This is a genomic window from Brevibacterium sp. VCM10, from assembly GCF_000583215.1.
In the GTDB taxonomy this organism is placed as follows: domain Bacteria; phylum Actinomycetota; class Actinomycetes; order Actinomycetales; family Brevibacteriaceae; genus Brevibacterium; species Brevibacterium linens.
Genome location: NZ_JAJB01000002.1, coordinates 1 through 17,977, shown reverse-complemented (window position 1 = coordinate 17,977; position 17,977 = coordinate 1). Strand labels below are relative to the sequence as shown.

The 17,977-nt window shown below is 65.4% G+C and carries 18 protein-coding genes and 1 tRNA gene; 16 read left to right on the top strand and 3 right to left on the bottom strand.

Annotated elements, in window-relative coordinates; translation table 11 throughout:
- The first annotated feature begins 169 nt into the window (after window positions 1-169).
- From AD89_RS0100460 to AD89_RS19085, 4 genes are read left to right on the top strand one after another with little or no spacing between them, the layout of a single operon-like run.
- On the top strand, window positions 170-1,117 hold the full coding sequence (locus AD89_RS0100460; RefSeq protein ID WP_025776649.1) for an intradiol ring-cleavage dioxygenase: 948 nt from the start codon (window positions 170-172) through the stop codon (window positions 1,115-1,117).
- A 24-nt stretch (window positions 1,118-1,141) separates the two neighbouring features.
- Complete coding sequence (locus AD89_RS0100455; RefSeq protein ID WP_025776648.1) at window positions 1,142-1,426, top strand: twin-arginine translocase TatA/TatE family subunit; 285 nt, start codon at window positions 1,142-1,144, stop codon at window positions 1,424-1,426.
- Complete coding sequence (gene tatC, locus AD89_RS0100450) at window positions 1,423-2,250, top strand: twin-arginine translocase subunit TatC (protein ID WP_231488319.1); 828 nt, start codon at window positions 1,423-1,425, stop codon at window positions 2,248-2,250. The genes AD89_RS0100455 and tatC overlap by 4 nt, the downstream gene beginning before the upstream one ends.
- Window positions 2,238-2,726, top strand: a complete 489-nt coding sequence (locus AD89_RS19085) for a twin-arginine translocase TatA/TatE family subunit (protein WP_025776646.1) — start codon at window positions 2,238-2,240, stop codon at window positions 2,724-2,726. The genes tatC and AD89_RS19085 overlap by 13 nt, the downstream gene beginning before the upstream one ends.
- Here the strand turns inward: AD89_RS19085 and AD89_RS0100440 are convergent.
- From AD89_RS0100440 to AD89_RS0100430, 3 genes are all read right to left on the bottom strand, one after another.
- Window positions 2,716-3,327, bottom strand: a complete 612-nt coding sequence (locus tag AD89_RS0100440) for a hypothetical protein (RefSeq protein WP_035319556.1) — start codon at window positions 3,325-3,327, stop codon at window positions 2,716-2,718. The genes AD89_RS19085 and AD89_RS0100440 overlap by 11 nt on opposite strands.
- A gap of 350 nt (window positions 3,328-3,677) precedes the next feature.
- Window positions 3,678-4,934: a serine hydrolase domain-containing protein gene (locus AD89_RS0100435; RefSeq protein ID WP_025776644.1), complete on the bottom strand. Its 1,257-nt coding sequence runs from the start codon at window positions 4,932-4,934 to the stop codon at window positions 3,678-3,680.
- A 124-nt stretch (window positions 4,935-5,058) separates the two neighbouring features.
- The gene (locus tag AD89_RS0100430) at window positions 5,059-6,798 is read right to left on the bottom strand and encodes a biotin carboxylase (protein WP_025776643.1); all 1,740 of its coding nucleotides are present in this window, start codon (window positions 6,796-6,798) and stop codon (window positions 5,059-5,061) included.
- A gap of 184 nt (window positions 6,799-6,982) precedes the next feature.
- Here AD89_RS0100430 and AD89_RS0100425 point away from each other — a divergent pair, with 184 nt between their 5' ends.
- From AD89_RS0100425 to adhP, 12 genes are all read left to right on the top strand, one after another.
- Entirely contained in the window at window positions 6,983-7,432 is a 450-nt protein-coding gene (locus AD89_RS0100425; protein ID WP_025776642.1) for an FAS1-like dehydratase domain-containing protein, read from the top strand.
- On the top strand, window positions 7,429-7,872 hold the full coding sequence (locus AD89_RS20250; RefSeq protein ID WP_025776641.1) for a MaoC/PaaZ C-terminal domain-containing protein: 444 nt from the start codon (window positions 7,429-7,431) through the stop codon (window positions 7,870-7,872). Before AD89_RS0100425 ends, AD89_RS20250 begins: the two co-directional genes overlap by 4 nt.
- Complete coding sequence (locus AD89_RS0100415; protein WP_025776640.1) at window positions 7,869-8,978, top strand: UDP-N-acetylmuramate dehydrogenase; 1,110 nt, start codon at window positions 7,869-7,871, stop codon at window positions 8,976-8,978. The genes AD89_RS20250 and AD89_RS0100415 overlap by 4 nt, the downstream gene beginning before the upstream one ends.
- Before the next feature lie 9 nt (window positions 8,979-8,987).
- Window positions 8,988-10,634, top strand: a complete 1,647-nt coding sequence (locus AD89_RS0100410) for a metallophosphoesterase family protein (protein WP_035319558.1) — start codon at window positions 8,988-8,990, stop codon at window positions 10,632-10,634.
- Window positions 10,635-10,760: 126 nt separating this feature from the next.
- A tRNA-Trp gene (locus AD89_RS0100405) sits at window positions 10,761-10,833 on the top strand.
- 95 nt (window positions 10,834-10,928) lie between these two features.
- Complete coding sequence (gene secE, locus AD89_RS0100400; RefSeq protein ID WP_025776638.1) at window positions 10,929-11,207, top strand: preprotein translocase subunit SecE; 279 nt, start codon at window positions 10,929-10,931, stop codon at window positions 11,205-11,207.
- An 82-nt stretch (window positions 11,208-11,289) separates the two neighbouring features.
- Window positions 11,290-12,138, top strand: coding sequence for a transcription termination/antitermination protein NusG (gene nusG / locus AD89_RS0100395; protein WP_025776637.1), 849 nt, complete (start codon window positions 11,290-11,292; stop codon window positions 12,136-12,138).
- A 270-nt stretch (window positions 12,139-12,408) separates the two neighbouring features.
- Window positions 12,409-12,846 (top strand): 50S ribosomal protein L11, encoded by a 438-nt coding sequence (rplK, locus tag AD89_RS0100390; protein ID WP_025776636.1) that lies wholly within the window; start codon window positions 12,409-12,411, stop codon window positions 12,844-12,846.
- A 64-nt stretch (window positions 12,847-12,910) separates the two neighbouring features.
- On the top strand, window positions 12,911-13,606 hold the full coding sequence (gene rplA / locus AD89_RS0100385) for a 50S ribosomal protein L1 (protein WP_025776635.1): 696 nt from the start codon (window positions 12,911-12,913) through the stop codon (window positions 13,604-13,606).
- A 223-nt stretch (window positions 13,607-13,829) separates the two neighbouring features.
- A complete protein-coding gene (locus tag AD89_RS0100380) occupies window positions 13,830-15,107 on the top strand; it encodes a helix-turn-helix domain-containing protein (RefSeq protein WP_025776634.1) in 1,278 nt (425 codons plus the stop codon).
- Between the two features lie 145 nt (window positions 15,108-15,252).
- Complete coding sequence (gene exaC, locus AD89_RS0100375) at window positions 15,253-16,776, top strand: acetaldehyde dehydrogenase ExaC (RefSeq protein WP_025776633.1); 1,524 nt, start codon at window positions 15,253-15,255, stop codon at window positions 16,774-16,776.
- 125 nt (window positions 16,777-16,901) lie between these two features.
- The gene (gene adhP / locus AD89_RS0100370; protein ID WP_025776632.1) at window positions 16,902-17,921 is read left to right on the top strand and encodes an alcohol dehydrogenase AdhP; all 1,020 of its coding nucleotides are present in this window, start codon (window positions 16,902-16,904) and stop codon (window positions 17,919-17,921) included.
- Window positions 17,922-17,977 lie beyond the last annotated feature (56 nt).

Below are 17,977 nucleotides of genomic sequence, written 5' to 3'. Positions count from 1 at the left end.
TCGGCGAACCCTCGAGATGGGTGACTCTGCAGGCCCAGCGGGTCCTCGACTGGTGGGACGGAACACAACCGGTCTGAGCTTCCACAGTCGCCGCCCAGGAACGCCACAGTCCCGCGCCAGAGCCGATGTCCACGATGGTGTCATCACATCATCGAAGGAAGGACAGCTCATGGCTCGCGTACCCGAACCGGACCAGACCCCCAACGGACCCGCCTACGAAGGACGGCTCCTCGATCGACCTGAGGAGGAGGTCGTCGACCAGGGCGCCTCGTTCGACATCCGCACCCTCTTCAGCCGACGTGGAGTCCTCGGGCTCGTCGGCGCCGGGGTCGGCACGATGGCCCTGGCCGCCTGCACCTCCGAGGCCTCCGGCTCGACGAGCTCGGCCTCGAGCAGCAGCGGATCGGTCACCGAGATCCCCGACGAGACGGCCGGACCGTACCCGGCGGACGGAACGAACGGTCCGGACATCCTCGAAGATTCGGGAATCGTGCGCTCGGACATCCGTTCGAACATCGACGGGACCGACACCGTCGACGGGGTGCCTCTGACCTTCTCCCTCACGGTCACCGATATGGCCGGTGACAATGCTCCGTTCGAGGGTGCCGCCGTCTACGCGTGGCACTGTGATGCTGAGGGCCGCTACTCGATGTATTCCGAAGGAGTCGAGGACGCCACCTGGCTGCGAGGTGTCCAGGTCGCCGATGAGAACGGCGAGGTCACCTTCACCTCGATCTTCCCTGCCTGCTATTCCGGCCGGTGGCCGCACATCCACTTCGAGGTCTACCCGGACGTCGACTCCATCACCGATGCCGAGAATGCCATCGCCACTTCGCAGATGGCACTGCCCGAAGACGCCTGCAACGCCGTCTACGAACTCGACGCCTATGACGGATCGGTGAAGAACCTTGCGAACGTCAGCCTCGACGACGACAACGTCTTCGGTGACGACGGCGGCGAGCACCAGATCGCCACGATCAGCGGCGACACCGACTCCGGATACACCGCCACACTCGACGTCCCCGTCGACACCGACACCGAACCGACCGGCGGAGATGCCCCGGGAGGCGGAGGCCAGGGAGAAACCCCTCCCGAAGGCGCCCCCGAAAAGCCCTGACAACTCAGAGAAAGGCTCATCATCATGCTGCACAATCTCACGGGCTGGCACGCCCTCGTCATCCTGGCCATCATCATCCTCGTCTTCGGCGCGGCCAAGCTGCCCGCGCTCGCCAAGAGCCTCGGACAGTCCGTGCGCATCCTCAAGGACGAATCGGCCGACAGCCGGTCGGGTGAGGCGGCACCTGCTCCGCGCTACGAAGCGGTGACCGACCCGATCGTCACCGATCCCACCCCTGCGCCCGCCTCGGCGAGGGACGACTCCACCGCCGAGGCCGGCCCAGCCGATCAGACACGGCCGCGATCATGAGCACCGCCGCCGCGGAGAAGATGCCGTTGTCCGCGCACCTGCGGGAGGCGCGGACACGGGCGGTGCGCGCGGCGGTGGCACTGCTCATCGGCACGGTCGTCGGCTATTTCACGTCAGACCTCGTCATGGACGTCCTCCGCGCTCCGATCACCGACCTCGCCGCATCCCGCAGCGCCTCGCTCAACTACGACAGCGTCACCGGGGCCTTCGACCTGCAGCTGCGCATCGCCGTGTACTCCGGAATCATCCTCTCCAGCCCGGTGTGGCTGGGGGAGATCTTCGGATTCCTCACCCCGGGGCTGACCGCGAAGGAGAAGAAGTACACGTTCGGCTTCCTCGGCGCCGCACTTCCTCTCTTCGTCGTCGGCTGCCTCACCGGCCTGTACGTCTTCCCGCGGATGGTCGAGGTGCTCACCTCATTCGCCTCGAGCGAGGACAGCACCATCCTCCAGGCGTCCTACTACTTCGACTTCGTCTTCAAGATCGTCATCGCCACCGGCATCGCCTTCGTCCTCCCGGTCTTCCTCGTCGTCCTCAACTTCATCGGACTGCTCTCTGCCCGATCGATCGCGAAGGCCTGGCGGGTCAGCATCGTCGGAATCGTCGTCTTCGCCGCACTGGTCACCCCCGCCGCCGATGTGCTCTCGATGTTCTTCGTCGCCGCCCCGATGGTCCTGCTCTTCCTCGCCGCGCTCGCCATCGCGTGGCTCCACGACCGGGCCCGCGGGTACCGCTCGAACCGCGGGGCGCCGACTGCCGATGAACTGAAGACCGGACGAGCGCAGACCGCGCCCACGGAAAGGAGCCGGACATGTTCGGCCTGAGCTTCGAGAAGATCGTCCTCGTCGGCATCATCGCCGCGATCATCCTCGGCCCGAGGCGGCTGCCCCACTACGCTGAGAAACTCGGCGAAATGGTTCGCCTGCTTCGTGCCCAGGTCGAGGCCGCGCGGACACGCGCCGCCGAAACCGTGGGCGCTGAGGACTGGCAGACGCTCGATCCCCGCCAGTATGATCCGCGGCGGATCATCCGCGACGCACTGGAGGCACCGAATCCGGAGCCCGCCGAGGCGGCCGGCAGCTATGTCATCACCGGATCGTCGGGACACCCGCGGAGACGCTTCGTCGCCCACGCGGACGACAGCCACGCGGGCGACAGCCGTGCGGGCGACGAAGTCAGGGCTGACGAGAACCCGGCGACCGGGCGGAGAGGGGAGGGCCGCCTCGGCGATCTGCGGGAGGCCCCGGAGATCGGGGATCGCGTCGGCCGGGAGAAGGCCGCCTCGGTGATCAGTCCTTGAAGTCGAAGTCGTCCTTGTCGATGCCGGGGAACTTGAGTTCGTACTTGATCATCTCGCCCTTGTGGTCGACGATCTTCACGGTGCCGTAATAGGTCTTCTCGCCCTCGTAGGCCGACTTGTCCTTGACTGTGACATCGCAGGTCTCGAATCCGTACCATTCGCGCAGGTCCATATCGTCACCGCAATCGGCCTTCTTCACCTTCATGTCGAGTTTGTTCTCGAACAGGTCGATGAGGTCGGCCTCGATGGATCTGGCCGGCACGGTGCCGTTTCCCTCTTCGTCGACTTTCATCGCATCGTCGCTGGCCCAGTTCGTCGTCGTCGCGGCATCAGCGAACGGGTCGGTCGACTTCGTGTCGGTCGGTTCCGCCTCGGCGGGTTCCGACGCCGGTGTCTCCGCCGTCTTCGACTCGACGGCACCTCCGCCGAAGCCGCCGTCCGATGAGTCCTCGCTCTCGGTCGACTGTGCCGCTTCGGACTGCTCACCTCCGGCGGGGTTGTCGCCGGAGCCTCCGCAGGCGGCCAAGGTCAAGGCAAAAGCCGTTCCTGCAGCGGCGGTCAGCAGGCGGGGCGCCCAAGTGGTCCGGCGTATCGGGGTCATGGTCTGGCTCCTTCGCACTCTCGCGATCACAGAAGTTGTCGGTACGTCAACGATTCTGCCATGGCCGATTGCTGTCAGACGTCGAATCATGTGAGCATCCGGCGACAGCTGTGGCGATTCGGGCACATCCGTGCCGGGGGCTGACCACGTTTCAGGTCGGGACGTGAGTATCACTCACCGCTCCTGGCACAACCACCCGTTGCAACAGGAAGTAATGCCAGGAACGGCCCGTGATGATCGAGCACCTGGAGGAGATGACGCCGCCGGTGCGAGGTGAAGGCAACGGCGCAGGTTGCGGGTGACGGTGCGTGTCGCCGGTGACGGTGCGTGATGACGCTGCCGGTGCCCGGCTACTCCGCGGTGGGGGAGTTCACGGCCTTCGCGAGAGCCTCGAAGGCGCGGATCGTCGGGAACATCTTCGTCGCATCCTGCGGCAGCCCCCAGCTCGAGAGCTTGACGCCGAGGACATTGGCGCCCGGGTTCATGTAGATCATCTGCCCGTGGATGCCCAGAGCCAGGAAGGCGTGGGAGTCGGGGAACGGGAACCAGAACTGGTTGTGATACGCCCCGCCCGGCATCCGATTGTCTCCGGGCCCATCGGCGAACGCCTGCCGCACATCCTCGGTGGTGGTCAGCGTATCGCCGATCCACGTCGTCGGAGCCACCTGCTGCCCGGTCAGCGACTGGCCGCGGTTGATGTAGACGTAGCCGAACCGGGCGAGATCGCGCAGACTCGTGTTGATGCCGCCGTCGAACATCCCGACCCCGTACTGGTCGGTGGCGATGATCGCGTCCTGTTCGGCACCGATCCGCGACCACAGCACCCGTGACATGAGCGACTGCATGCGTTCGCCGGCGATCTTCTCGCACACCCAGCCGAGCACATCGGTCTCGCACGACCGGTATTCGAAGACTCCGCCGTGGTCGGACTTCGCCTCCAGCGTGGTGAGGAACTCGTACATGCCGATGCCCGGGTTCTCCCGCTTGGCCTCGGCCCAGCCGATCTGCTCCTCGATCTGTCTGACCTCGGACTTCGGGTCGAGGTAGTTCTCGGAGAAGCGGATGCCCGAACGCATGTCGAGGACATGGCGGACGGTGGCGCCGGCATAGCCGGACTCGGCGAGCTCGGGCACATAGTCGGTGACGAGACGGTTCGGGTCGAGGTCACCGGAACCGGCGAGGACACCTGCGACGGTGCCGACGAGCGACTTCGACACCGACATGAGCAGGTGCTCGGTCGACGCGGTCATGTCCCCGAAGTACTCCTCGGTGAGCACGGTCCCGTTGTGCATGAGCATCCAGGCATCGGTATCGGTGGATTCGATGACGCTGCGGACACTGCGCGCTTCCGAATACTCGGTTGCGGGAACTTCGACCTCGCCGAGGTCCTGCGGATCCGCAGGCAGTTCCGACACGGGTCCGGCGCCCCGGGAGATCGGCGTCGTGGGAAGGACCCGCGCGACGTTCTGGAACGACCACCGCACGTTGTCGGGATCCTGCCAGTTGTCCCGGTCGATTCCGGACGCCGGGTCGGCGGGCGCCGATGGGGTCACGGTCTGTTCCGCCGGGGGAGTGGCCGCGGTGTGCTCCGGTGACGGTTCGATCACTCTTCACCTCTGATTCTCGCATCGGATCGGGCGCGGAACGTGTCCGCGGGCGGCAGCTGGCAGCCGCCTCGGTTCGTGTTGAGGGTATCACCGAGGCGGCTCCGCCCACCGTGGATGAGTAAGCTCAGTCGCCTTTGGCTCCCGGCCCGCCGAGAGCCGGCGACGGATCGTCGGCGACGACCGGGACTCCGGCATACATCGCGCGGATCGAGTCGATGAAGTGCTTGGCCCGGATGCTCAGCGCATCGGGTCCGCCGACATTAGTCTGCAGGGGATTCTTCGTCACCAGCACTCCGAGGTCCGCCCCTTTCCAGCGATAGTCCCCGGCACCGAAGATGCGCAGGAAGAACACCTCGCTGCCGTTCTGCAGCGGGTGCCAGTCGAGCGCGGCACGTTTGTACGTCAGCGTCCCGTACTGGTCGAGATAGTACTGACCCGTCAGCGGGGAATGCGTGATGTACTCGGTGATGGGAGCCGTCTCCTTGATGATCATCTGGCTCCACTCATCGGCTCCGGAGAGCTCTTCCCAGCGCTCGTTGATCTCGTTGACGTCGAGGTCGAACTCGACATCGAGGTACTCGAGCAGATGGAACAGGAACAGCGGCACATCGGCATAGGCGCCTGCGGTGACGTTCGTGATCGCCGAGGCCCCGGAGATGCGCGGGTTGAGCTCACCGAGGTAGCAGTCGTCGGTGTCGAGATCGACGAGGACATCGACTTCGAAGAACCCGCGGTAGCCGCGTTTGCGCAGACCTTCGCCCATCTTGCGCACGAGCTCACGGGTCTGCGCTCGCTGTTCTGCATTGAGGACATCGGGTTTCATCTCATTGCCGCACCAGCCGCCCTTGTACGGGGTGAGTTCGGCGAAGCCCGCCAGCTCAGTCAGATACGGGCCGACGACGACTCCGCTGGAGGTGATGACCGCCTCGACGGCGACCGGAGTGTTGTTGATCCGCTTCATCACCTTCAGCTGCTCGCCGATGATGTCGTCCTTGTGCGTCTCCCAACCGGAGGCATCGGAGATGAAGAACGTCGTCTTCCCGGAATCCCCGTAGGGGGTCTGCACGACGAGGTCCGTGCCCAGCCCCGCCTCGGCGGCCCGCTCATTGAGCTCGTCATAGGTGTCAGCGGTGGTCAGCACGTTCGGGACGGAGAACGCACCGGCCTCATTGCCGAGCTTCGTCGTCTCGATCTTCGAATCGAGCTGATTGCGCAGAGCCGCCGACGGCAGGATGAGATCGTAGCCGAGTTCCCGGCAGATCCGCTCCGTCTCCTCGTCGAAGAAGACCATCGCGACCTTCACCCGCTCACCATGGGGGACATTGCGCGTCATATGAGCACGCACCTCGGCGTTGAGCAGCAGCCAGTTGTTGATCGCCTCACCCGATTCGAACTCGACGTAGGGCTTGTAGCGTGGGGAGAAGACGCGGGGATGCCCGCCGTCCCAGCCGTCGTAATAGGTGATGTACGAGAAATTGCGCACCCACCGGTCGAGACCCAACAGGTTGAACGGGGTGGCGCCGACAAAGTAGATCGGGGTCTGATTAGTGCGGAAGAAGTGCCGGACCTCGGAGACGTTGCGCAGTGGGCGGCGCAGCTGGACCCTGTCGGCTTCCTTGCCGGCATAGGCGGCGTCGGTGGCCACAGCCACCTCGACCTGCGGTGGGGCGTCATCGGCTGCGGCCGGTCCGGAAGCGGCTGTCGCGGTTGCCGGCGCAGCGGCCGCCGGCGCACCGGCGGCGGGAGCGCCGGGACCGGGAGCCTGCGGTGAGGGGACCGCGACTGCGTCTTTGACTCGCGCGCCGGGTTTCGCCGTCTGTGCCTCGGGGCCCGTCGGGTCTGCGCTGGGGGATTCGTTCGTCATCGCACTACTCCTTACCAAATGTGATGTGGACAACATATACCAGTTTCGAAGCTATGAGGCCGATGGTGCAGGAATTGTATGAACCGGATACGAACGCGCGATCAATTCTTCGCCGGTGAGCCTCATCCAGAGGCCGTGCCTTAGGCTGGTGTCGATACCGACCCCAGCAGAAGAGAGAGCGCATATGCCGGTGAATACGGAGAAGCAGGGGGCCACGTTCTCCCTGCCGCAGCCCTATGAGGTCTCCAGGGAGGCGATCGCGGAATTCGCGCTCGCCACCGGAGCGAAAGCCGACTACCATTTCGACACCGAGGCGGCGACCGCGCTGGGCTACCGCGATGTCGTCGCCCCGACCACCTTCGCCGTGATCATCGCGCAGAAATCGGAAGCCGCCTACATCTCCGACCCCGATTCGGGCATCGACTTCTCTAAGGTCGTCCACGGCTCCGAGCAGTTCTCGTTCACCCGTCCCATCGTCGCCGGCGACGTCCTGGCCGCCGTGACCCATGTCGACGGAGTCCGGGCCGCAGGCAGCAACGCCATGATCACCACCCGCACCGAGATCACCGATGTCGCGCAGCAGCCCGTCGTCACCGTGACCTCGACCATCGTCGTGAGAGGAGACGGAGAATGAGCGCCATCGACTTCTCCACACTGACCATCGGAGACACCGTCGTGGAATCCGAGATCCCGCTCTCGCGCGCCTCCCTGGTCGACTATGCCGCGGCCTCGGGCGATCACAACCCGATCCACTGGAACGAACGCTTTGCCCGCGAGGTCGGTCTCGACGATGTCATCGCCCACGGAATGCTGTCGATGGCGGCGGTCATCGCCCCGGTGGCCGAATGGCTCGGCGACCCCGGTGCGATCGTCGACTACCGGACCCGCTTCTCCGCGCCCGTCGTCGTCCCCGATGCCGAAACCGGATCACCGGCGACTCCGACGACTTCGCTCGGGCTCACCGCCACGGTCGGTGCCGTCGACCCCGCCGTCGGCACCGCCCGCATCGACATCACCGTGAAGTCCGGTGCGGCCGATGTCCTCAGCCGCACCCAGGTTCGGATCTCGGCGTGAGTCAAGCCCACTCGCAGGACCTGTCCGCGTTCACCACCTTCCGCCTCGGCGGGCCGGCCCCGCAGGTCATCGTCGCGAACACCCGCGACGAACTGCTCGACTTCTGCGCCGCCCACCCGCTCGAACTCAACGGTGAGGACACGGCGCAAGTCCTGTTCATCGGCGGCGGATCGAATCTGCTCATCGCCGATGCCGGCTTCGACGGCCCGGTCTGCGTGGTCCGGACCACCGGGGTGGAGACGACCGAGACCACGACGGCCGACACCCGGGTCACCGCTGAGGCGGGGGAGGACTGGGATTCCTTCGTCGCCCACACTCTCGGCCTGGGGCTGTCCGGGCTCGAAGCGCTGTCCGGGATCCCCGGGTCGGTCGGCGCGACTCCGATCCAGAACGTCGGTGCCTACGGCACGGAGGTCGGCGAGCTCATCTCCTCCGTCGAGGTCTTCGACCGAGTCGCCGGTCAGATCCGCCACCTCACCGCCGCCGACCTCGCATTCGGCTACCGCACCTCGGCGCTCAAGCGCGCCCAGATCGCGGCCGGGACCCCGCAGTTCGTCGTGCTCTCGGTGACCTTCGACCTCCAGCGCAGCGAACTCTCCCTGCCCGTGCGCTACGCCCAACTTGCGTCCGCACTGGACGTCGAGATCGGCACCCGCGTTTCGGCGGCCCTCGTGCGCGACAGCGTCATCGCGCTGCGTCGGTCGAAGGGCATGGTCCTCGACGGGGACGATCACGATTCCTGGTCGGCCGGCTCCTTCTTCACCAACCCGATCGTCGACGACCCCGAGATCCTGCCGGCAGAAGCCCCGCGCTACCCGGTGACCGATCCGCTCAGTGGGGCGAAGATCGAAGGGAAGACGAAGACCTCGGCGGCCTGGCTGATCGAACACGCCGGGTTCTCCAAGGGCCACAGCCTCGGCGAGGGGCGGGCGACGCTGTCGACCAAGCACACCTTGGCTCTGACGAACCGGGGACACGCGAGCACAGCCGATGTGATCGATCTCGCGGCAACGGTCGTCGCCGGGGTCGAGGACGCATTCGGCATCACCCTCGAACCCGAACCGACCTTCATCGGCTGCTCCATCGACGACGGGCGGCGTCCTTAGACTGTGGTCGTGTCATCACGTCGGAGAATCACCGCACTCGTCATCACCCTCGCGGCAGTCGCACTCGTGACCCTGCCCTGGGCACTGTTCACCTCGCGAGCCGATCTCACCTTCGGCCCGCATGAGGCGCAGTACCGGGTCACCGCGGACTCCCGGCTCACCGTCGACTTCGGCCCCCTGGGCAGGCTGCTCGTGCCCGCCGAGGATGTCATCCCCCTCGGTCTGGGACTGCACGTCGACATCGGGGAGATCCCCGTGTCCGGCGACTCGGACGACGAAGAGCGGCCCGCAGCCGACCTGGAGGCGGTAGCCGACCCCGGTGGGGGAACCGTCGACGCCCTCGGCGGTGACATCGCGTCCTACGCTTCGCTGTTCACGGCCCCGCAGGCACAGATCGACCAGGTCATCGCCGGTCTCAGCCAGGAGATCCTCACCCGCTGGGCGCTGGCCGTCTGCCTCATCACCGGCGGACTCGTCGGCCTCGCTTTCTTCCTCGGACCCACCCGAGCCGAGATCGTCATCCGAGCCTTCGCCGGCAAGGAACTCCTCGGCATCGGGCTGGTGCTCGTGCTCGTCCTCACCGGACTGGGGACCGTCGTGCTCAACCGTCCGAAGCCGATCGTCGCCGATCCGGCATTCGCGGACACGCCGTTGGCCGGATCCCAGGTCACCGGCCGCCTCGGCGGGATCATCGACACGGCGTTCGGCGCGGTGCAGGACTTCGCCGCGGACAATGACGCCTTCTACGACGACGTCCTCGGGGCGCTGCGGGCGCAATGGGCCTCCCGTCCGATCACCGGCAATTGGTCCGATCGGGGGCTCGTTCCGCCCGCCGGAGTCGGCGCACCTGCTGCCGACAGCGGCGATGGCGGAGGCGGGAGGGGCGTGTCGACGTTCGTCTACGGGTCCGATATCCACTGCAACATCGGGATGGCGCGCGTCGTCGGGGCGGCCGCGGGGATGAGTCGGGCCGATGCCTATATCGACGGCGGGGACATCTCCATGACGGGCACATCGGCAGAGAACTACTGTCTCGATGTCCTCGACGACGAACTGCCGGAGAAGCTGCCGCGCATGATCGTCAAGGGCAACCATGATTCGAGGGAAACGACCCAGCACGCGAAGACCCGCGGTTGGACGGTCCTCGAGGACTCCGCGGCGGAGCTGTCCGGGGTGACCTTCTTCGGCGCCGCCGACCCGCGTCGCACCGTGTTCGGTTCCGGTCCGCAGCTGGAGACGGACCTCACCGCCGACCAGTATGCGCAGCGGCTGCGTGACGAAGCCTGCGCGGCCGATTTCGACATCATGCTCATCCACGACCCCGCAGTCGGCGCACCGAGTCTGCGCTCGGGCTGTGCCGACTACGCTCTGAGCGGACACTGGCACCGACGGGTCGGACCGGAGAACTTCGGTTCGGGTACCCGCTACGTCAGCTCGACGACCGGGGGTGCCCTGGCGAATGCACTGACACCGGGACCGCTGAAGATGAACGCGGAACTGAGCATCATCCGCGTCGACAACGAGACGAAGCGCCCCATCGACGTGCAGGTCATCACCGTCACACCGGACAAGCAGGTGCAGATCGGACAGTGGGTGCGCTTCCCCGAACCCAGACCCCTCGTGGGTCAGCCGCCGGTCGACGAACCCGGTCGGTGAGTGAGCGTCGACACGTTCGAGACCTTGCGTCGCTCCTCGGTTCGACGAACGGCGGTCGGGCACGGTATGCTCGGTTCTCGTGGTCGGGCACCACAGGGATCGAATCGATCACTGCAGTCCGATCAGAGGGGTGTGGCGCAATTGGTAGCGCAACGGTCTCCAAAACCGTAGGTTGCAGGTTCGAGTCCTGTCACCCCTGCGCAGTTGACTCTGCCGAAGTCTCATCGGCCAGGCGCCGTCCTCGACCGGCACGAACAATTGTGAAGCCAAACGAAACCGACCGAGTGGGGATGTGTGAGCGACACACCGGCAAAGAAGACTGGCAGCGCACCCAGCAGTGCCTCCGGTCCCAAGAAGCTCGGATTCTTCGGACGAATCCTGCAGTTCTTCCGCGAAGTTGTGGCAGAGCTCAAGAAGGTCGTCACTCCGACCCGGAAGCAGCTGCTCAACTACACGCTCGTCGTGCTGGGCTTCATCCTGTTCATGATGCTTCTCGTCACGGGCCTCGACCTGGTCTTCGGCAAACTCGTCGGCTGGGTGTTCGGCGGAACTCCGCTGTGGCCCCTGTGGTGACACGGCCTCAGCCGTGACCCACCCCTAAGCTCAATCTTCACCCCAACCGGGAATCACAAAACGCGAAGCGAGGAATTGATCGGTGTCGGATACCAACTCACCTGAGCAGGAGACCCCTGAGACCCAGGACGTCACTCCCGAGGAGCCGGGTGCCGCTGTGGTGCCCGAAGCCGAAGAGACGGCCCATGCCGCCGAGGCGCCCGCCGCCGAGACCGCAGACGCTCCCGAACCGGCCGACGTTGAGTCCGCTGAGGCAGCCGACTCGGACGACGCCGCCGACGGCGAGCAGGATGCTGCCGCCGCCGACGATGTCGATCCGGCCGAGGAATTCAAGGCCGAACTGCGCATGCAGGAGGGTGACTGGTACGTCATCCACTCCTACGCAGGCTACGAGAACCGCGTGAAGCAGAACCTCGAGAACCGCGCAGTCAGCCTCAACCTCGAAGAGTTCATCTTCGAGTCGCAGGTGCCGATGGAAGACGTCGTCGAGATCAAGAACGGACAGCGCAAGCAGGTTCGCCGCGTGCGGATCCCCGGCTACGTGCTCGTCCGCATGGAACTGACCGACGAGTCGTGGGGCGCCGTGCGCCACACTCCGGGCGTCACCGGATTCGTCGGCAACGCCTACGACCCCACCCCGCTGTCGATCGACGAGGTCTTCTCGATGCTCGCCCCGATCTTCGAAGAGCGCCAGGCCGAAGCCGCCGCTGCCGAGGGCCCGGCCGCCGAGGCCGCCGCCAAGTCCGCACCCATCACCGAGGTGGAGTTCGAGGTCGGCGAGTCGGTGCTCGTCAAGGAAGGCTCCTTCGAGGGCCACCCTGCCACGATCCAGGAGATCCGTCCGGAGTCGCAGAAGCTCACCGTGCTGCTGTCGATCTTCGAGCGCGATGTTCCCGTCGAACTCGGCTTCGACCAGGTCTCGAAGCTCTGACGACCGCACACGTGTGCTGATCGCCTCGGCGCGATCTCGACCGAAGGGGTCCGGATGTATCCGGGCCCCTTCGGCGTTCCCGGTGCGACCGCCTCGGCGAGAATTCGATTCGAGAATTCGATTCGGTGATGCCCCTCACGAGCATTTGCCCACAGGCGTGCGCGCATGGAATACTGGTGTGGTTTGATTGCGGCCCTTATCGGACGGCCGCCGTCGAACGATGTGCTGTTTATGTCTGGCACATCGAAACCTCAAGATTAAGGACCGTACATGCCTCCCAAGAAAAAGGTAGCCGGCCTCGTCAAGCTCCAGATTCAGGCAGGTGCCGCTAACCCGGCTCCTCCGATCGGTCCGGCGCTTGCCCAGCACGGCGTCAACATCATGGAATTCTGCAAGGCCTACAACGCCGCCACAGAATCCCAGCGCGGAAACATCGTTCCCGTCGAGATCACCGTGTACGAAGATCGTTCGTTCGACTTCGTGCTCAAGACCCCGCCGGCAGCCGAACTGATCAAGAAGGCCGCCGGAGTCAAGTCGGGTTCGGCCACCCCGCACACCGTCAAGGTCGCTCACCTGAGCGCCGACCAGGTGCGCGAGATCGCCACCACGAAGATGCCCGACCTGAACGCCAACACCCTGGATCAGGCCGACCGCATCGTCGCCGGAACCGCGCGTTCCATGGGCATCACCACCGACATCGAGGTCTGAGACCTCACCCCACACAGTGGCAGGGCCCACGCAGCCCACACCACGACTGCAAGGAGTAAAGCAGATGGCAAAGCGTTCGAAGGCCTATCAGGCCGCGGCTGAGAAGATCGCCGCAGATGTGAACTACGAACCGGCTCAGGCGATCGCCCTGGCCAAAGAGACCAACGTGGCGAAGTACGACGCCACGGTCGAGGTCGCTCTCCGCCTGGGTGTTGACCCCCGCAAGGCGGACCAGATGGTGCGCGGCACCGTCAACCTTCCGCATGGTACCGGTAAGACCGCTCGGGTCCTGGTGTTCGCTGCCGGCGACCGTGCAGAAGCTGCCCGTGAAGCAGGTGCTGACTACGTCGGCTCCGATGACCTGCTGGAGAAGGTGGCCGGAGGGTTCACCGACTTCGATGCCGCTGTTGCGACCCCCGACATGATGGGCAAGGTCGGTCGTCTCGGTAAGGTGCTGGGTCCCCGCGGCCTGATGCCGAACCCGAAGACCGGCACCGTGACCATGGATGTCGCCAAGGCCGTCAGCGACATCAAGGGCGGAAAGATCGAATTCCGCGTCGACAAGCACTCGAACCTGCACTTCATCATGGGAAAGGTCTCCTTCTCCGAGGAAGCTCTGCAGGAGAACTTCGATGCTGCGATCGAAGAGATCCTGCGTCTGAAGCCGTCCTCGTCGAAGGGCCGCTACATCAGCAAGGCCACGATCACGACCTCGAACGGCCCGGCCGTTCCGGTCGACCACTCGGGTCTGCGCATCTGATCGATGCACTGCGAGAGGGCGGGAAGCGATTCGTTCGCGTCCCGCCCTCTTCTCTTCCCAATTGCTACCTGACGGCGGCCCAGCAACCTCGCGCGAGGTAGCTGGGCCGCCGTCAGGTAGTTCTGGGAGCGGACGGGGCCTTGTTCACAGGCAGGTTCGCGATTAGATTATGAGCAGTTGAAACACTCTTCCGACACCCGCCGATGGAGGTGGACCGTCCGCCATGGATTCGACGCTGCTGCTCGAAGACACCTATCAGAGCGCCGTTCGACGCGCACATGAGCGTCTGGCAGGACCGTCGGAGACGAGCCTCCACCTGCCGTCGTCAGGGCCCGGGGTGCGGACCTCGGTCCTGGAATCATGGGACCGGTCTCTGGCCCGGCTGCGCGACCCCGACAGCGTGCAGGTCCAGGTCGCATTCGAAACCGATCGTCTCGCCGAGGTGCGCCGGCGACATCCCTTCCACGCGATCATGCCGTTGCTGCGGTCCCATCTCATCGAACCCGCCAAAGACGCCGGACTGCTGGCCGCCCTCGGCGACGAACAGGGGCGACTGCTGTGGGTTGAGGGGGAGCGGGGCGTGCGCGACCGTGCCGAAGCCATGGGTTTCGTCTCCGGGTCGGACTGGTCAGAAGAGGTGATGGGCACCTCCGCACCGGCCCTGGCCCTGCGATCGGGCCGGCCCGTGCAGGTCAGCCGCGCCGAGCATTTCGCCACCGACGTCCATTCCTGGAGCTGCAGCGCCGTCCCCGTCACCCACCCGCTGACCGGGCAGGTCATCGGCATCATCGATGTCACCGGGGGAGACGACGCCGTGTCCTCCATCGTGCTGCCGCTGCTGTCGTCGACGGCGAAGGCCGCCGGGGCTCAGCTGTCCCAGCTCTTCACGCCGCAGCAGATGCACACCGGCACCGAGGCGGCCGGGACCAGACTGACAGTGCTCGGTCCCAGCCCCGCTTTGGAGAACCCCGATGGAACGCGGATTCCCCTGAGCCGTCGGCACGCCGAGATCCTGTTGCTGCTGCACAGGCGTCCCGACGGCATCAGCGGTGCCGGACTGGTGGAGCGGCTGTGGTCGGTCGGCGGCAGCGAAGTCACGGTCCGGGCGGAGATCAATCGTCTGCGCAGAACGATCGGCAGCCTCGGCGATCTGCGCATCGACGCCCGCCCCTATCGGTTGCGCGGGGACGTCGATTCGGATCTGGAGCTCACCGTGCAGGCTCTGGCCAGCGGTGACACGGATTCGGCCCTCGAGCAGTTCAGGGGGACCGTCCTGCCGGATTCCGAAGCGCCGGGAGTCCGCGAGATCGCGGCGGAGGTCGATGCGCTTATGCGCGAGACCCTGCTCCAGGACGGAACCTGGCAGCAGCTGTGGCGGTTCGCGAACCTGCCGGACTTCCGCGACGACGTCGAAGTCCTCATGACAGTGCTGCGTCTGGCACCGCCCGAGGCCGCCGAACGCAACGCCGCGGTCGTGCGCCTGGAAGCGCTGGGCCTTTGAACTCGGCGAACCGATTGCGGTTCGGTGTGCGGGACGGGGCGGCCGCCTCGGCGATGTGATGCAACCCACATGCAACGTTGCGCTCGGTAGCGTCGTGGTCACACGGAGACAATCCGGTGGAATCAGACGCATCAAAGGAGTTGCAATGACTGTCTACGCACAGCCTGGTCAGGACGGGTCGCTCGTCACCTTCAAGTCCCGGTATGAGAACTTCATCGGCGGTCAGTGGGTGCCGCCGGTCAAGGGCAACTATTTCGAGAACCCCAGCCCCGTCACCGGCAAGACTTTCACCGAGGTCCCGGCCAGCACCGCTGAGGACATCGAACTCGCTCTCGACGCCGCGCACAAGGCGGCTCCGGCCTGGGGCAAGACCTCGGTCGCCGAACGGGCCAACATCCTCAATCGGATCGCCGACCGACTCGAGGAGAACCTCGAGATGGTCGCCGTCGCCGAGACCTGGGACAACGGCAAGGCGATCCGCGAACCCCTCAACGCCGATCTGCCGCTGGCGGTCGACCACTTCCGCTACTTCGCCGGAGCGATCCGGGCGCAGGAGGGCGGACTCTCGCAGATCGACGAGGATACCGTGGCGTACCACTTCCATGAGCCGCTCGGTGTGGTCGGTCAGATCATCCCCTGGAACTTCCCGATCCTCATGGGTGTGTGGAAGATCGCGCCGGCACTGGCCGCGGGCAATGCGATCGTGCTCAAGCCCGCCGAGCAGACTCCGGCGTCGATCCTCGTCCTCGTCGAACTCATCGCCGACCTGCTGCCCGAGGGCGTGCTCAACGTCGTCAACGGCTTCGGTCTGGAAGCCGGTAAGCCGCTGGCGTCGAACAAGCGGATCTCGAAGATCGCGTTCACGGGTGAGACGACGACCGGTCGTCTGATCATGCAGTATGCCTCGCAGAACATCATCCCCGTGACGCTTGAGCTCGGCGGAAAGTCGCCGAACATCTTCTTCGAGGATGTGCTGGCCAAGGACGACGCGTACGCGGACAAGGCCCAGGAGGGCTTCACGATGTTCGCTCTCAACCAGGGCGAGGTCTGCACCTGCCCGTCGCGTGCCCTCATTCAGGAATCGATCGCCGACCCCTTCCTCGAGAAGGTCGTCGCCAGGACGCAGAAGATCGTCCAGGGCAATCCGCTCGACACCGACACGATGATGGGTGCACAGGCCTCGAACGACCAGTTCGAGAAGATCATGTCCTACCTCGACATCGGCCGTCAGGAAGGCGCCGAGGTCCTCACCGGCGGTGGCAAGGCCGAACTCGACGGAGATCTGGCCGGCGGCTTCTACGTGCAGCCGACGATCTTCAAGGGCACGAACAAGATGCGCATCTTCCAGGAGGAGATCTTCGGACCCGTCGTCTCCGTCGCGACGTTCTCCGACTACGCCGACGCGCTGGCCACAGCCAATGACACGCTCTACGGCCTCGGCGCTGGAGTCTGGTCGCGCGACGGCAACACCGCCTACCGGGCCGGTCGCGAGATCCAGGCCGGACGTGTGTGGGTGAACAACTACCACGCCTACCCGGCGCATGCTGCTTTCGGCGGCTACAAGGCATCGGGCATCGGACGTGAGAACCACAAGATGATGCTCGACCACTACCAGCAGACGAAGAACCTGCTTGTCAGCTACTCGGAGAACGCCCAAGGCTTCTTCTGACCCCAATCGCTACCCGACGGCGGCGCAGCAACCTCGCGCCAGGTATCTGGGCCGCCGTCAGGTAGTACCAACCAAAGTTCAAACCCCGCATCGCCTCATCAACCATCATCACAAAGGAGCGAATGATGTCCGCAATGAAAGCTGCAGTGGTCGAGGGCTTCGGCCAGGAACTCGTCGTCGGAGACAATGCGATTCCCGAACCCGGCCCGGGTCAGGCTCTGGTCAAACTCATCGCCTCCGGTGTCTGCCACACCGACCTCCATGCTGCGCACGGTGACTGGCCGGTCAAGCCGAAGGTGCCGCTGATCCCGGGACATGAAGGAGTCGGCGTCGTCGAGAAGGTCGGCGAAGGCGTCACCGATGTCGAGGTCGGACAGATGATCGGCAACGCATGGCTGTGGAGCGCGTGCGGAACCTGTGAGCACTGCCGTCAGGGCTGGGAGACCCTCTGCGAATCGCAGGTCAACGGCGGCTACGGCATCGACGGCTCCTTCGGCGAGTACATGCTCGTCGACACGAAGTTCGCTGCCATCATCCCCGACGGTGCCGATCCCTATGAGATCGCCCCGGTCCTGTGCGCCGGCGTCACCGTGTACAAGGGACTCAAACGCACCGAGGTGAAGCCGGGCCAGTGGGTCGTCATCTCCGGAATCGGCGGACTCGGCCACATCGCCGTCCAGTACGCAGTCGCCATGGGCATGCGCGTCGTGGCCGTCGATGTCGCCGACGACAAGCTGGCGCTGGCGAAGAAGCACGGTGCCGAGATCACCGTCAACGCCTTCGCCGAGGATCCGGCCGAGATCATCCAGGACAAGATCGGCGGCTCCCACGGAGTCCTCGTCACTGCCGTCCACCCGGCCGCGTTCGGTCAGGCGATCGGAATGACTCGCCGAGGCGGCACCATCGTCTTCAACGGACTGCCGCCCGGCGATTTCCCGGCCCCGATCTTCGACATCGTGCTCAAGGGTCTGACGATCCGCGGTTCGATCGTCGGCACCCGGCAGGACATGGTCGAGGCGCTCGAGTTCTATGCCGCCGGCAAGATCCACCCGACGTTCACGAAGCGACCGCTGGAAGACATCAATGCGATCTTCGATGAGATGATCCACGGCAAGATCGACGGTCGCGTCGTCATCGAATACTGACAAACGAGCACACCCGCGCCCTAGGACTACCTGACGGCGGCGCAGCAACCTCGCGC

What these genes read in the sequence shown, in the direction of transcription:
- AD89_RS0100440 (WP_035319556.1), bottom strand. Translation starts at nt 3,327, where the DNA reads ATGACCCCGATACGCCGGACCACTTGGGCGCCCCGCCTGCTGACCGCC.
- AD89_RS0100425 (WP_025776642.1), top strand. Translation starts at nt 6,983, where the DNA reads ATGCCGGTGAATACGGAGAAGCAGGGGGCCACGTTCTCCCTGCCGCAG.
- AD89_RS0100460 (WP_025776649.1), top strand. Translation starts at nt 170, where the DNA reads ATGGCTCGCGTACCCGAACCGGACCAGACCCCCAACGGACCCGCCTAC.
- adhP (WP_025776632.1), top strand. Translation starts at nt 16,902, where the DNA reads ATGTCCGCAATGAAAGCTGCAGTGGTCGAGGGCTTCGGCCAGGAACTC.
- AD89_RS20250 (WP_025776641.1), top strand. Translation starts at nt 7,429, where the DNA reads ATGAGCGCCATCGACTTCTCCACACTGACCATCGGAGACACCGTCGTG.
- AD89_RS0100380 (WP_025776634.1), top strand. Translation starts at nt 13,830, where the DNA reads ATGGATTCGACGCTGCTGCTCGAAGACACCTATCAGAGCGCCGTTCGA.
- AD89_RS0100430 (WP_025776643.1), bottom strand. Translation starts at nt 6,798, where the DNA reads ATGACGAACGAATCCCCCAGCGCAGACCCGACGGGCCCCGAGGCACAG.
- AD89_RS0100455 (WP_025776648.1), top strand. Translation starts at nt 1,142, where the DNA reads ATGCTGCACAATCTCACGGGCTGGCACGCCCTCGTCATCCTGGCCATC.
- exaC (WP_025776633.1), top strand. Translation starts at nt 15,253, where the DNA reads ATGACTGTCTACGCACAGCCTGGTCAGGACGGGTCGCTCGTCACCTTC.
- rplK (WP_025776636.1), top strand. Translation starts at nt 12,409, where the DNA reads ATGCCTCCCAAGAAAAAGGTAGCCGGCCTCGTCAAGCTCCAGATTCAG.
- AD89_RS19085 (WP_025776646.1), top strand. Translation starts at nt 2,238, where the DNA reads ATGTTCGGCCTGAGCTTCGAGAAGATCGTCCTCGTCGGCATCATCGCC.
- rplA (WP_025776635.1), top strand. Translation starts at nt 12,911, where the DNA reads ATGGCAAAGCGTTCGAAGGCCTATCAGGCCGCGGCTGAGAAGATCGCC.
- tatC (WP_231488319.1), top strand. Translation starts at nt 1,423, where the DNA reads ATGAGCACCGCCGCCGCGGAGAAGATGCCGTTGTCCGCGCACCTGCGG.